General features: G+C 56.6%; 13 protein-coding genes. 3 read left to right on the top strand and 10 right to left on the bottom strand.

The genetic code is table 11. The annotated features are described in order from the left end of the window. Positions 1 to 2: 2 nt before the first annotated feature. The 10 genes from A2V21_308505 to A2V21_308460 form a co-directional block, all read right to left on the bottom strand. A complete protein-coding gene (locus tag A2V21_308505; protein ID OIJ74294.1) occupies positions 3 to 407 on the bottom strand; it encodes a hypothetical protein in 405 nt (134 codons plus the stop codon). A gap of 18 nt (positions 408 to 425) precedes the next feature. Next, complete coding sequence (locus A2V21_308500; protein OIJ74293.1) at positions 426 to 1,313, bottom strand: hypothetical protein; 888 nt, start codon at positions 1,311 to 1,313, stop codon at positions 426 to 428. Between the two features lie 131 nt (positions 1,314 to 1,444). Next, entirely contained in the window at positions 1,445 to 2,182 is a 738-nt protein-coding gene (locus tag A2V21_308495; GenBank protein ID OIJ74292.1) for a tRNA pseudouridine(38-40) synthase TruA, read from the bottom strand. Positions 2,183 to 2,265: 83 nt separating this feature from the next. After that, positions 2,266 to 3,288 carry an aspartate-semialdehyde dehydrogenase gene (locus tag A2V21_308490; GenBank protein ID OIJ74291.1) on the bottom strand — a complete coding sequence of 341 codons (1,023 nt, stop codon included), beginning with the start codon at positions 3,286 to 3,288 and terminating at the stop codon, positions 2,266 to 2,268. Between the two features lie 72 nt (positions 3,289 to 3,360). Beyond that, a complete protein-coding gene (locus tag A2V21_308485; GenBank protein ID OIJ74290.1) occupies positions 3,361 to 4,251 on the bottom strand; it encodes a drug/metabolite exporter YedA in 891 nt (296 codons plus the stop codon). A gap of 478 nt (positions 4,252 to 4,729) precedes the next feature. Continuing rightward, positions 4,730 to 5,788 (bottom strand): hypothetical protein, encoded by a 1,059-nt coding sequence (locus A2V21_308480; GenBank protein ID OIJ74289.1) that lies wholly within the window; start codon positions 5,786 to 5,788, stop codon positions 4,730 to 4,732. Positions 5,789 to 5,791: 3 nt separating this feature from the next. Beyond that, positions 5,792 to 10,048 carry a hypothetical protein gene (locus A2V21_308475; GenBank protein OIJ74288.1) on the bottom strand — a complete coding sequence of 1,419 codons (4,257 nt, stop codon included), beginning with the start codon at positions 10,046 to 10,048 and terminating at the stop codon, positions 5,792 to 5,794. Positions 10,049 to 10,355: 307 nt separating this feature from the next. After that, positions 10,356 to 10,685, bottom strand: coding sequence for a hypothetical protein (locus A2V21_308470; GenBank protein OIJ74287.1), 330 nt, complete (start codon positions 10,683 to 10,685; stop codon positions 10,356 to 10,358). A 108-nt stretch (positions 10,686 to 10,793) separates the two neighbouring features. Next, entirely contained in the window at positions 10,794 to 11,660 is an 867-nt protein-coding gene (locus tag A2V21_308465; GenBank protein ID OIJ74286.1) for a protoheme IX farnesyltransferase, read from the bottom strand. Between the two features lie 53 nt (positions 11,661 to 11,713). After that, entirely contained in the window at positions 11,714 to 13,123 is a 1,410-nt protein-coding gene (locus tag A2V21_308460) for a hypothetical protein (GenBank protein ID OIJ74285.1), read from the bottom strand. A 230-nt stretch (positions 13,124 to 13,353) separates the two neighbouring features. Here A2V21_308460 and A2V21_308455 point away from each other — a divergent pair, with 230 nt between their 5' ends. The 3 genes from A2V21_308455 to A2V21_308445 all read left to right on the top strand — a co-directional run bounded on the left by A2V21_308455 (position 13,354) and on the right by A2V21_308445 (position 14,554). Continuing rightward, complete coding sequence (locus tag A2V21_308455; GenBank protein ID OIJ74284.1) at positions 13,354 to 13,581, top strand: hypothetical protein; 228 nt, start codon at positions 13,354 to 13,356, stop codon at positions 13,579 to 13,581. Between the two features lie 204 nt (positions 13,582 to 13,785). Further along, the gene (locus tag A2V21_308450; protein OIJ74283.1) at positions 13,786 to 13,971 is read left to right on the top strand and encodes a 4Fe-4S ferredoxin; all 186 of its coding nucleotides are present in this window, start codon (positions 13,786 to 13,788) and stop codon (positions 13,969 to 13,971) included. Positions 13,972 to 14,140: 169 nt separating this feature from the next. Then, positions 14,141 to 14,554, top strand: coding sequence for a hypothetical protein (locus A2V21_308445; protein ID OIJ74282.1), 414 nt, complete (start codon positions 14,141 to 14,143; stop codon positions 14,552 to 14,554). Position 14,555: the final 1 nt, after the last annotated feature.

Below are 14,555 nucleotides of genomic sequence, written 5' to 3'. Positions count from 1 at the left end.
ACTTACATCTCCTCCTTCAACTCGTCCTTCTCAAGACGGGACTCCAGGTCAGCGACCCGCTTTTCGAGCTTGTCGACCTTTTCTCTCGCCACCCTTGCCATCTCTTTTATGACTTCCACATCGTCCATGGTCGCGACGTTCAGCTTGTCGAGCACCTTCTCAGAGGAAGATGACAGCTCTTTTTCGAGCTTCTCCCTGGCGCCCCTTATAAGGGAAAGGAAGTCCGCGAGGGCCTTTACCCCCTCATCGACCACCTTGTTCTCTATCTTTTCCCTGGTGGGCAGCCCGGCCTCGCCGGTCCCTTCCTTTGAGCCCTTCCCGGACCTTTCAAGCTCTTCAAGCACCTCTTTGGCCTTTTTTTCAAGGCCCAAGCCTATGAGCAACGCCTTATCGAGGAGATCTGCCATGACGACTCCTTTCGGCGGTCAACCGAGGACCGCGTTTAAGTACTCCTTGCCGGCACCGCCATGGTACCAGCCGTTTGAGAAGCTCCCTTCCGTAACAGCCTTCAATTCCTTCATGCCTTCGCCGGGCCCGAGCGTGCCGTTGACCCGCGCCCTGAAGACCTCGACTATCTTCGCGGTATTCCTGTACTGAGGGGATATCCGCAAGGCGCCGACGCCAATGCCCTTAAGGTCCTCGACGAACTCAACGAGCGAATAGGTGCTCGCGCTCAATATCGAGGTGCCGTTGACGCTGAAGATCGGCTCGCCGTCAACGGTCTTCAACTCCATGCCATCGGGGTACTTCATGCAGTGGTGCTTGCAATTTGTCTTATTGAGACCGAAGGCGCGGGAGGTGTAGCACCGCCACGAGAAGGCAAGGGGGACCTTGCCGTGGGCGAAGACCTCGCCGAATATGCCGGTGGCCCTCAGGTCGTGCTCGATAGACGCCTTCGGCAGCTCCACGGGGAAGACGACCCTTTTTACCCCGATGGACTTAAAAAACTCTATCGTTGGCGCGTTATAGGCGGTGATATGAGGCCCGGCGACAAGTTCTCTCTCCCCTGCCATGTTGAAGACGGACATGTCGTTGGCCTCGACCGGGCATGGGAGATGAAGGAGCTTTCTCGTGAACTCAAGCTCCTCCTCGTTCGATATGACCGCGAGGGTCGAAAGGATCACTTTCTTGCCAGAGTCCTGGAGAAGCTTTATTATCCCCTCGATGTCGTTCATCCTGAGGCCTATCTTCCTGGTGCAGACCACCTCGCCGATGTAGACCCTGTCAACATCCATCCTGGAGGCCTCTTCATAGAACTTCAAGACCTCGTCCTTCGGCCAATCAAAGAGGACCGGTCCGAGCGTTATTTCCATAGAAAAACCGTTCCTTAATGAGATTTATCCAGCTATAAAGTATGCTACAGGGGAAAGGGAAAAACAAGGGTTTTAAAGGACTTGCGTTGCGATGAAGAGGGCGTCTTTAGCGAGAATAAACAGGAAAACCGTTAATATTCCACCTTCACCAGGCAGAGCCCCTGCGCCGGGGCGGTCATGGCGGCGGCAGCCCTCTGCTTCGCCTCTGTTATGTCCGGGAGCTCATCCGGCCTTATCTTCCCCTTGCCAACGGCGACAAGGGTTCCGGCCATTATGCGGACCATGTGCCGGAGGAAGGCCGTTCCCCTGACCTCTATCTCGATAAGCCCCTCTCCCCTGTCGAATAGCTCAACGGAGGTGACCTCTCTTATAGGATGGATGGCCTCACAGCCAGCCGCCCTGAATGATGAGAAGTCCTTCTCTCCTATCAGATGAGCCGCGGCCTGCCGCATGGCGGCGATGTCAAGGGAGGCGAAGACGTGCCAGGTGAAGTTGCGGACGATGGCCGAAGGGTGGTCCCTGTTTATTATCCTATATAGATAGACCTTGCCCTTGGAGCCCCTCCTTGGGTCGAAATCCGGCGGCGCCTCAGCCGCTTCCTTTATGACGATATCCTTCGGAAGGAAGAAGTTCATGCCCTGCATTATCTTGTGGCTTGGGATGCTGGAATCTGTTCTGAGGCTCGCCACCTGCCCCAAGGCGTGCACCCCGGCATCTGTTCGCGAGGCCCCGGCAACCTGGGCCTGCCCATGGGTAAGCCGGGAAGCGGCCTCTATAAGCGCCCCCTGTATGGTGGGGAGCCCCGCCTGCACCTGCCATCCGGCGTAGTTGGTGCCTTCGTACTCTATTAAAAGCTTTATATTGCGCATGGCCCAAACAAAAAGCCCTCCCCCTTACGGGAGAGGGCTTGAAATTTAGCAGGTTGCTGAAAAACTCCGATTTTTGTTAGGTATCAGATATATTCCTTTATGAGTACCTCGGCAATCTGCACGGCGTTAAGGGCCGCGCCCTTGCGGAGGTTATCGGCCACTATCCACATATTGAGGCCGTTGGGGACAGTGTCGTCCCTCCTAATCCTGCCGACGAAGACCTCGTCCTGGCCCGCTATGTCGACTGCCATGGGGTAGGCGCTCTCCTTGGGCTCGTCTATGACAACGACGCCGGGGGCCTTGGAGAGGAGCTTTTGGACATCCTTCGGGTCGATGGGCTTTTCTGTCTCGATATTGACCGATTCCGAGTGGCCCACGAAGACCGGCACCCTTACGGTCGTTGCGGTCACTTTTACGCTATCGTCGCCGAATATCTTGTGCGTCTCGTTGACCATCTTCATCTCTTCCTTCGTATATCCGTTATCAAGGAAGGAGTCTATCTGCGGCAGGCAGTTGAATGCTATCCTGTGCGGGAAGACGTTGACGTTGGGCTCCTTCATGTTGAAGAGATCCTTTACCTGGCTTGAAAGCTCCTCCATCGCCTCCTTGCCCGCGCCGGAGACCGACTGGTAGGTGGAGACGACTACCCTCTTTATCCTGTACTTATCGTGGATGGGCTTTAAGGCGACCACCATCTGGATGGTAGAGCAGTTGGGGTTGGCTATTATCTTCTTTTTCTTGTAGAGGCCGATGTCCTTGGGGTTGACCTCGGGCACGACGAGCGGCACGTCAGGGTCCATCCTGAAGTGGCTGGTGTTGTCGATGACTATGCAGCCCGCTCTTGCGGCCCTCGGCGCGTACTTGGCGCTCACGCTCCCGCCGGGTGAGAAGAGGCCTATGTCAATACCCTCGAAGGTCTCGTCGTCGAGGTCGGTCACGAGCTCTTCGTTGCCCTTGAACTCTATCCTTGTCCCGGCGCTCCGCTCGGAGGCGAGGAGCTTTATCTCTCCGACCGGAAAGTCCCTCTCCTCGAGTATCTTTATGAACTCCCTGCCGACCACGCCGGTTGCGCCGGCAATGGCAACGTTGTAGGTTTTCTTTTTCACTTTATCCTCTGGACGCTAAAGATTTCAAGACTATCTCGATTAAAATATGATACGGCAAAAGAACATGCCAAGTCAATCGCTCTGTTTCATGGAAGGGCCGCCCAAAAGGACGAGCATTACCGCGCCCACTATGACGAGCATTGCCGCCACCCCTGCCGCTGATATCCTCTCGCCAGCCGCGGCAACGCCAAGGAGCACGGCAAAGACCGGGTTTACATAAGCGTATGATGTGGCAAGGGATGCCCGGACGTTATTAATGAGGTATGTATATGCGCTGAAGCCTATTAACGCGCCGAAGATCATGAGATATATAAGCGCGATGAGAGAGCGGGAGGAGACCGCGTCCGGCATCGGCTCGCCCCAGAGGACGCTCATCACGAAAAAGAGCGCGCCGCCGGATATCATCTGCACCGCCCCGTTCATAAGCCCCTTTGGGAGCGGCAGCTCCTTACCCCATGCAGAGCCGAAAGACCAGCCGATAGTGGCTATTACGAGGGCTAAAGCGCCTATAGGGTGCGCCCTCAAGTCACCTTCAAAGTTGAGGAGCACCACACCGGCAAGGCCCAGGAGAACGCCTGCCCATTCTATCCACGTGGGACGCCTCTTCCAGAGGCAGCCGAAGAGTACCGTCCAAAGGGGGACGGTCGCCACCCCAAGTGCCGCAAGAGATGAGGCCACCCACTGCTCTGCGTAGACGACCCCGCCGTTGCCGACAGGGAGGAGTAGAGCGCCTACGGCCGCGCCAGCGAGCCATTGCCTTTTCTCAGGCGCGCCGACCCCGCGTAACCTCAAAAAAAGGTAGAGCGCCCATCCGGTAATGAAAAAACGCAAGCCAGCCATCATGAAGGGCGGGATCGACTCTATCGCTATCCTTATGGCAAGGTAGGTCGAGCTCCAGAGTATGTAAAGAGAGGCGAGGGCGATGCCGACTTTAAGCCGCTCGCCGCTTTGCGTGCTTTTCAAATAAAAAAACCTCCAACTTCTAATGATACGACTGAGGGGAGTTGGAGGCAAATGGAAAAGAGTATTCGGATTTAACCCTCTTCCCTGGGGAGATGGTCGGGAGGAGATGCTATCGAGCGAAAAACGAGCAATCTGTTTTCAGCTCTATTGCAAAAAACCTTTTGCGCGCTGCCGCGCTTTTCTGGGCATAAGGCTCGGCCCATTCGGCCCTCGCTCCTGCTTCCCCGGCTCGCGCGCCCTTCCCCCACCCTTAGGCTCGCTACGCCTTATGCCCGATGTGTTTTTAAGTACAAAATCTACGGGTTCAGGTTTTAAACCTGAACCCGCCCTCAATCCCCTCCCGTCAAGGGCGGGGAGGGACTTATTGTCATTCTGAGCGATTTACCCCTCTTTTCTAAAGAGGGGCAGGGGGAGATTATCTTTCGTCGATTTTATAAGCCCCCTCAATCCCCCTTTAGAAAAGGGGGATGAAATAATGCTAAACCTTCTCCCTCTCCTCTCCTGCCCCGGCCTCCAGCCTCTCCCCGAACTGGCGGGCCTTTCTTTCCACTTCGTCGTACTTGGATTTGGCGCGCGATATGTGGCCTCCGAGGGTGTCGAGGTCGGACGCGAACCTCTCGAACCCGCCCCGAAGGCTTGTGAGGTGAGCGAGTATCTCCCCGGCCCTCTCCTCTATCTCCATGCCCTTGAGCCCCATGAGTATGGTCTGCAAGTAGGCGTAGAAGCTGTTTGGAGAGACCGGCACGACCTTCTTCGAAAGGGCGTAATCGGAAAGGGCGGCCCCGCTGTCGTCGGTCCTGGTTATAAGCTCGTAATAGACACTCTCGGCAGGCACATACATCAAGGCGAAGCTCAAGGTGCCCTCGATTGGGCGGATATAGGACGAGGCTATCGCGTCGACATGTTTCCTGCAATCGGTCGCGAACCTTCTTCCGGCTCCTCGCCGTTCATCGTCAGTCTGCGCCTCGATCAGTTTTCTGAAGTTCTCCAGCGGAAACTTCGAATCTATGGGCACGAGCCCCTCTTTAAGCCTTATGATAGCGTCGACCCTTGCGCCGTCCGAGAAGCCGTGCTGCAGCTCAAACCGGTCTGCAGGAAGGCATTGCGAAAGAAGCTCGCCAAGCAGTAATTCACCAAACCCGCCCCTTGCCTTTGGCGCGGCGAGTATCTTTTCAAGCCCTGAGATGCTCTTGCCTATCTCAAAGACCTGCTCGGTCGCCTTCGTAAGCTCGCCAAGGGCATGGCGCACCTCGCCCACGGCCCTCTGTGCGTTGTCCATTCGATTGTTTATCTGGCCTGTGGATGAGTTGAGCTGGCTGGCTACAGATGAGAGCTGCTCCGCGACCTGGCCGGTAACTGAGGCGAGCTGGCTGTCTATGTGCCTGGTGGTCTCTGTAAGGGACTTCTGTACCTCTGACCTTAAGGAATCTATCCCGGCTTGGAAGGAGTCCGTGCCCCGGGCCTTTGCCGCCATGAAAAGGGCGGCAACAAGGCCCAGGACCAGGACCGAAAGAACGATGATTACGGCTTCTTCCATCTTTTAGGCGCTGTACGCCGGGGCTTCTTCTGAGTGGTTTATCTTTGTCTGGACACCCTCTCGGTTCCTCAGCATGAACTCCCTCGCCTGGTGGACAAAGGCCTCCATCCTGGTAACGGCATTGGTGTCCTCGTTGCCCTCAAAGACCATGTTGAGGTAGGGTATGTTGTCGTTGTCCTCGCGGACCGTCTTCAGGAGCCCGTTTACGACAGTACCCGGCATGCAGGTGAAGGGCATGGCGTTGACTATGCCGTGCGCCCCGTTCGAGATATAGTCTATCGACTTGCCGATAGAAAGGACCGCCTCGCCCTCGAACGAGTCGTGCAGGTAGGGGGCCGCGTTCCGGAGGATCTCCTTGGTGGGCGGCTCGTGGCCGGCCCTCAGGTCACGGCTGATGATATCCTCCATCTTCTTCTCGTCCCTCTTCTGGAAGAACTCGCTCGCGATGGTCCTGAAGTAGTCGCTGAACTGGCCTCTCTCCCAGCTCTTACGCTTGTTGCAGAAGTTGGTGTAGTATATCCACTCGCCTATGGTGGGGATCCGCACCTCGGCGCCGAGGGACTCGAGCTTCTTTATGACACCTTCGTTGCTGTACCTGTTGCTCCGGACGTATATCTCGCCGACTATGCCGATGACGGGCCTGCTGCCCGGTTCGCTCACGGGTATCCTGTTGAAGGCCTCGCTTGCGTCCTCGAGCTCCTTGTCCGGGAACCTCTTCTGCCTTACCGCGTCGCAGAGCTTGCTTACGGCCTGCCAGTAGACGCGCTCGGTCTCGCCAGGGTTCTTCTCGTAGGGCCTGGTCTCGAAGAGCCTCTTCTCAAGGAGGTCTATGCCTGCTATCCCCCACCACGCGAGCCTCGGGAAGTTGCCGCCGACGATATCGAGCTCCTTGTAGAGCTTGCCGTCCTGGTCAGGCGCGAAGACCGGGACATCCTTGAAGCCGAGCTCGTCGAGTATGAGCCTGTGCAATCTGTTGTACTGGCCGAACCTGCACGGGCCTTCGCCCGACGGCATGAAAAAGGCGCTACGCTCAGGGACAAAGTCCTCCCTCTTGACTATCTTTACCATGTCCCCGGTCGTCAGTATCGTCGGATAGCACTCCCTGCCGGAGGTGTAGCGCCTGCCCCACTTGAGGGACTCGTCATCCGGCGCGGGCATGACCTCGGCGTCGAGGCCGCAGGCCTGGAAGGCGGCGGCCATGCCGTATACCCCGTCGCACATGTTCGGGATGTAGAGCTTCTTTTTGATATTGGTGCGCTTGAGCGCTGCCTTCTCTTCGGACCTTATCTTGAGCTTGCCCTTTGTGTTCCTGATCGAGTCGAGGAAGGCCTCACACCTGGTTATGGCCCCCGCGTCGGCGGAGTGCTCGTCTATCTCGAGCTGGAGGAAGGGCTTGCCGCCTGACAGGTCCTTGTAGAAGTGGGTTATCATCGAGTCGGGGCCGCAGCCGAAGTTGGTTATGTAGACCGCGAAGAGCCTCTCGTCGTTCTTCGTCATCTTCGCTGTCGCGAGTATCTTCTGCCCGCTCCTCCAGTACATGTCCACGCCCAGGGTCTCGTCGGTGGCGCTGTCGAGGTCAAGCATGTCGAAGGGGATGGCGATAGTGCCCATCTCGCGGAGCTTCTGCGGGAGCTCGAGGTTTATCCCTGAGTCCATAGTGTTATAGGCCCTGCCCACAATGACGAGGGCCGTGTCATCGGGCTTAAGGCCATCCACGACCTCCTTGCCGCGCTTAAGGAGCCTCTTCTTGAACAAGTCCTGCGCGCCAAAAGCCGCCTTGAGCGCCTTGTCGACCTCTCCCCTGCCCTTGCCGAGCGTCTTGCCGAAGTCGTAGAACTCCTTTTTCAGTATCGACTCTTTGGTGTTGAAGTGTATAACCGGGGCGAGCACCTCTACGCCCTTGGACTTGAAGTCATAGGCCGAGTTGCAAAGGTACGGCATCGTCTGCACGTAGGGGCAGAGCTGTGTAGCGGTCTGCCCTTCCTTGGCGGGCTTCATGTTCACTATCGAAGGGATGAATATCTTCTTCAAGCCCTTTTCGACAAGCTCGTTTACGTGCCCGTGCGCAACCTTTATCGGGAAGCAGGTCTCGGTCACTATCTGCTCTATGCCGTTCTTTATTATATCCTTGTTGGTCGGCGACGACATCTGGGTCCTGAAGCCCAGGACATCGAAGAAGGCCTTCCAGAACGGGTAGAGCTCGTACATGGTGAGCATCCTGGGGAAGCCTATGACAGGGGCGGCCTTACCGGCGACCTTGCCTGTATAGGCGGAGAAGAGGAGCTTCTCCCTCTCCTTGTAAAGGTCCGGAAGGTGGCTGTTCTTGCTGTCGTCCCTCTTCACGTCGTACTTTTCGCACCTGCCGCCGTAATAGAGCGGGGCTTCGCCGTCCATGACGACTTTCCTTACCTCGCAGACGTTCGAGCAGTCCCTGCACTCGAAAGAGGTAAGCTCGTACTTCTTCTTCCCCGCGTCCCAGCCCTTGAACCTGGTCCTGGCCCCGGCAGGCATCTCCCTTGCCGCGAGTATGGCCGCGCCGATGGCGCCGGTCACGTCGTGGTTCTCGGGGACGGTGATCTTCTTGCCAGTGACCTTCTCGAAGGCCGCCACGACCCCCAGGTTCGCGGCTGTGCCGCCCTGGAAGAATATCTTGTTGCCTATCTTCCTGTCTCCAACGACCCTGTTAAGGTAGTTGTGGACGATGGAGTACGAGAGGCCGGCCACGAGCCCGTCCTTCTCAACGCCCTTCTGCTGGAAGCTGACCATGTCTGATTCGATGAAGACCGTGCACCTCTCGCCCATGGGGGGCGGGGTGGGGCTGCCGAGCGCGAGATCGCTGAACTCGCCCTTGATGCTTATGCCGAGCCTTTCCGCCTGCTCCTCGAGGAACGACCCCGTGCCCGCGGCGCATACCTTGTTCATCTCGAAGTCAACGACAACGCCGTCGTTCATGGCAATGTACTTCGAGTCCTGGCCGCCTATCTCGAATATGGTGTCGACCTCCGGGTCTATCTCGGCGGCGGCTGTGGCCTGCGCGGTTATCTCGTTCCTTATGATATCCGCTCCGATGAAGTCGCCTGAAAGATATCTGCCGGAGCCGGTCGTGCCGACGCCCATGACGTTCACGTACTCGCCGCATTCGTCCCCGACCGAGCTGAGCCCCTCTCTTATCGCCTCAAGCGGGCGCCCGGCGGTAGCGAGGTACCTCTTGGTTATAAGCTTCAGGTCCCTGTCGACGAGGATGACGTTCGTGCTGGTCGAGCCCACGTCGATGCCCATGTAGGCGTCTATCTTCCTGCCCGGTTGAAGCTCATAGCCAGCGGCGCTCATCCTCTGAGAGGGATGGCCCTCGGGCCTTTGAAGCTTCTCAAGCGACCTGTCGTTCTTCCTGCCAGTGGCCATGAAGTTTTGAAGCCCCTCCACGCCCTTGAACGCGCCTATGGCCTTGCCCATCTCAAGGCAGGTAAAGACAGCCCCGAGGGCTCCCATCGAAGCATAATGCGCCGGGATGATATAGTCCTTGTCTTCGAGCTCAAGGACCTCCTTGAAGGCCTTTCTCACGCCGAGGTTGGCGGCAACTCCGCCCTGGAAGGAGACCGGGCTTATGAAGTCCTTGCCTTTTCCAATGGTGGCCTTGAAGTTTCTCGCGACCGCGTAGCAGAGCCCGGCCACGATGTCGTAGTCGGGGGTAGCTATCTGCTGGAGGTGTATCATGTCGCTTTTGGCGAAGACCGAGCACCTTCCGGCGACCCTTGGCGGGTGTTCGGCCTTCAGGGCCAGGTGCCCGAAATCTTCTATCGTAAGGTTCATCCTGCATGCCTGCTGGTCGAGGAAAGAGCCTGTGCCGGCGGCGCAAACGGAGTTCATCTGGAAATCAGACATCCTGAGATTGCCGTCTTCGCCCTCCGGGGTGAGGAAGATGAGCTTGGCGTCCTGTCCGCCCATCTCTATTACCGTCCTCGCCTCAGGATGGAAGACCGCGGTCGCCTTGGCCTGAGCTATGACCTCGTTGGTAAAGCCGGCGCCTATGAGAGGGGCTATGAGCTTACCGCCGGAGCCGGTGGCGGCCACGAGCCTGATATTGGCTTTTCCGTATTTTTCGATCAGTTCTGTGAGGATAGCGAGGGATGTCTCGAAGGGTTCGCCTTTGGTCCTGGTGTAATGTTCTTCGAGCAGGTTTTTGTGCTCATCAAGTACTACCGTATTGGCGCTTACTGAGCCGATGTCGATGCCGACATATACAGACCTTGAGCCTGACAAGTTCCACCTCCGATTGTTCGCGTGTTAGCAATTAATAATGGTTCGGGCTCTTATTGAGTTCAAATCTGCCGCTAAAAAAGCGACAGATGGATGTTGCTCCATTGAACTGAAAAACCTTAAAAAGAATGGGTTTTATTGTAGGATTTTAAAAAATATTATCCAGCAATTATCGATGATTTCGAAACGGTTGTCAACTGCGTCCGGCTGTCATCAAGATAAAAAAAAACGGCATCGAGCGGCTTCAAATTGCGGGGAAAAAGAAAGGGCCCGGAAAGACCGGGCCCTTCGAGTAGAGCTTAATAAACTTTTACTTCGCCTGCCCCTTGATGTGGGCCACAACGGCCGTTACATCATCGTCGGAGAGCTTCTGCTTGGGCATGCCCATGGCGAACTGCTTGTACTTCTTCGCGGCGCCCTCGCGGCCGGCTGTGATGACGGTGGCGATCTCGGCGTCAGCGGTGCTCCTTACCCACTCGCTGCCCTTGAAGCCGGGGGCCATCGCGGTGCCCTGTCCGTCGGCGCCGTGGCACGGAGCGCACTTCGCCTTGTAGACAGCTGCGCCGTCAGCGGCCATCGCAGGTACTGTGAAAGCGGCGAGACCGAGAGCGAGTATGCCAATTCCTAATATTTTACGCATGTGAGTCCTCCTTGGTATAAGGAAATTTGAGAAACAAAGAATACAGTCAACCCATTGCCTTGTCAAGAACTTTGTAGAATGGCTTTGGGGGCCGCCTTTCGGTTAGAATTATCCCATGTTCCTTACGGCCATGTCAACTATGACAGAGGTGAAAAGCACCCCCAGGTATAGCATGGATACCTTGAAGTTCTTCCAGGCGATCTCCCTTGCCGGGTCCCGCACAAGCCTTACATTCCAGTAGATAAAATAGGCCCCGAGGAGAACGGCCGATGCAAGATAGACCACCCCGCTGTAGCCCAGGACCCAGGGCACGAGCGAGGAGGTCACGAGAAGGATAGTATTTATAAGGGTATAGAGGGCGGTCCGCCTGTCGCCGACCACTACGGGCAGCATGGGGACCCCGGCCTTCGCGTACTCGTCCCTGTGATATATGGCGAAGCTCCAGAAATGCGATGGCGTCCAGAAAAACATGACTATGGCAAGAAGGACCGGGGGCATACACAGGTCCGGGCTTGCCGATGCGCCGCCGGCGAGCACGGCGAAGCTGCCTGCAAGCCCGCCGATGATTATATTGACCCAGCTCCTCCTTTTGAGCCACACGGTGTATATGATGGCGTAGACGAAGGCCCCGAGCGCGAGATGGAGGGCGACCATGTAGTTGAGCGCGGTAAAGGAGACAGCCAGGGAAAGGATGAAAAGGGCGGCGGCCATGACAAGCACCACCCTTGAGCCTGCTACCCCGGAAGGCAGGGGCCTGCGGCTCGTCCTTTTCATCACCGAGTCGATGTCGCTGTCAAAGTAATGGTTGAAGGCGCTCGCGGAGGCTGCGGCGAGCATGGTTGCCAGGACCAGGAAGGCCATCTTGCCAAAGCTGAAGCCGCCGGAGGCCGAAGAGATAAGGCCCACTATGGCGCTGAAGGTTATGAGGCTGCAGATCCGGAGCTTGAAAACCGGCAGGTATTTCATCACCGTCATCTGGTAACTCCTCTGGTCATTTTTATTTCAGAAAACACAAATAAGACGGGCCGTTACGCGCGCCCGGCAAGCCCGACAGGGGCCTCCTGAGCGGCCTTTTTACCGAAGAGCGACATAATGGCGTTTACTACAAAGGCGATCCCGCCGGCGATGGCCACCAGCCCGCCCAAGCCCATTATCGACATGCCTATGAGCTTTCCGAGCGTATTGAGGTTCTGCTCGCTCCCGTAGGTCTTTCTCGCAACGCCATGAGAGCCCGCGAGGAAGAGCCCGACCGCAAAGAGGACTATGCCGAGGGTATAGAGGTACGGCTGGACCGCGGCGAGCCTTCTGCTCCACAAGGCCCTGTTGAAGTCCGGCAGGATCTCGTAGAAAAGGCCCATGAACGCTATCGTGACCGCGCCTATGACGCAGTGGTAATGGGCCGGTATGATGGTGTTGACTCCGTCTATGCCGATGCCTATGAGCCCGCCGAGTGAAAAGACAGAGATCGAGAGGACCAAAGAGGAGAAGGCCGGGTCCTTCCACGGCCTGCGCATTGTGGCCAACAAAGTCCAGTAGACAGCTATCATGAATATGCCTACAGAGGGGCCGATGCCCCACTGCATGAGCCATGTGAAGCTGTCCTTATAGGCCTGCGAGGAGGTATCGTACAAGAAGAAAAGCACAGGAGAAGGCAGGATGAAGATAAGGAAGATGACATATATGGCCTTTGCGGCGGTATCACCAATGGCGTTCCTGCCGAGCACCCGTTTTACGAGGTAGAGCCAGACGGTAGCCATCGCGATGGTGTTGGCGAACTGGAGTATATGCCCTCCGCCCCAGAATAGTCTTTCAAAGTCAAGGTACATCTTGCCTGTCGAGTACTGGAACCAGCCTGAGAGGGCGAAGTCAAAGAAGGCCACGGCTACCGCTGCCCCGGCGATGAGCATGCCGAAGGTGAGTACCGGGAGCTTCCCCTTGCCACCGAAGAGGACTGAGAGGAACGTATTTACGATATTGAGTAATATACCCGAAGCGAAGCATATGAGCCCCGCATAGAAGACAGGGGTCAGGAGGACGGGCACATAGTTGGCAAGCTCGGCCGCCCCAAGCCCCAGGACGGCTGAGACTACGACCAGGGACATACCGATGGCAGAAAGAGCGAGCGAAGCCCAACCGAGGGCCATTGAAAAGACAGACCTGCCAGCCACGCATGCCGACGAGAAGACCCAGAGAAAGCCCTTGAAGGCGAGGAACCATATGACAACCGCAAGGACTACGTGCCCGACGAGGGCCACATAGATATAGTCCCGCCCGAGCGGGAGCATATCCTCAAGTACAGGCGTCCTCGCCAGTGCCACAAGGAGGGCGAATACCCCGGCAAAGACGAGGGAAAATACCGCCAGGGCAAGCCAGCCAAAGGCCAAACCGGAGGCCGGAGAGCCTTGAGCCTCTGTCACGAGATCATATGTTTTTTTCATAAGACGCTTTCCTTTAAAAATACCAGAATAACTCTAAAATACCAGAATACCTCAGTTATTGCAAGATACGTCCAGGCCGGATGCCCTTCACCCACAGCCTGTGTATACTTTTTACAACATGGCAAGGGCGCATGACATGACGGAAATCATTTATTCCGGCTTGAAAGAGCTTTATATTTTGAGGTATAATAGAGTGTTTTCAACAACCATTTCCATGGAGGATATACAAAATGCTTAGAGACAGGGTCGAAGAGGCTCTTAACGGTATCAGGCCGGCGCTGCAGGCTGACGGCGGAGATGTCGAGCTCGTTGATATAGACGAGGCCCAGGGGGTCGTAAGGGTACAGCTCCAGGGCGCGTGCTCAGGCTGCCCCAGCGCGCAGATAACACTCGTCATGGGCGTTGAGAGGGCTATAAAGGAAAAGGTCCCGGAAGTAAAGCAGGTCCTCTCTATCTGAGAGGTCTTCCCGAAGCTTTTTGGCAATGTGAGACCTGGCCGGGGCAGACCCGGCCAGGTCGATGCCTTGACAGGCTTTATTAGCATCCTGCTTAAGCTTCAGCGGCTGTGCTTCAGTCCAGCCGGACGCCATGGGTGCAACTCTCAGCCGGAATATATAAACACATGACAAATCCGGCACTTACAGAAAAATAACGAGGTCTTTATGTCCTATCACATACTCGAGGATTGTGTCGCGTGCGGCGTATGCCTGCCAGAGTGCCCTGAAGGGGCGATCTCCGAAGGCAACCCCTACACCATAGACCCCAAGCTCTGCACAGAGTGCGGCGCATGCGCCGAAGTCTGTCCAGTGGACGTCTGCCAGCCCGCCCCTGTCAAGGCGGCAGGCTGATATATAGTACCTTAGGCAGGTTGCTGAAAAACACAGGTTTTGTTCAGGCTGCTCAAAAAGTTTTTCAGCAGCCTGTTAGAATTGCACGACCGAGCGTCAGAACAAAGCAGACCGAGGCGCGACGAAGGCGAGCGAGGTTAGCACGCTCAGTCCATTAGGAGGATACTGAATGAGCAGTATAACAGTCTGGTTCATACGCTTTGCGATCATCTACTTCCTTGCCGCTATACTCCTTGGGCTTCACATGAGTATAGCCGGCCCGGTATACCCGTGGATGCCGATACACACCCACTTCAACCTCCTCGGATGGATGTCCATGATGATCTACGGCGTGGCATACCATATACTGCCCAGGTTCAGCGGACGCCCTCTCTACAGCGACCCGCTCGCAAAGGCGCAGCTTTGGCTCGCGAATATCGGCCTCATCGGCATGGCGGCAGGCTGGGTGATACGCAACGATTCCGGCGAGATGGCGACTCTGGCCATCTTCTCGGTCGTCGAGGCGATCTCCATCGTCTTCTTCGCCACCAATATGCTCATGACCGTAAAGGCAGCCCCGCCGCCACCGGCGCCTCCGAAATAGT

This window comes from Deltaproteobacteria bacterium GWC2_55_46 (assembly GCA_001595385.3).
In the GTDB taxonomy this organism is placed as follows: domain Bacteria; phylum Desulfobacterota; class GWC2-55-46; order GWC2-55-46; family GWC2-55-46; genus UBA5799.
Note: the sequence above shows the minus strand (reverse complement) of the source record. Positions and strands in the feature narration are given on the sequence as shown.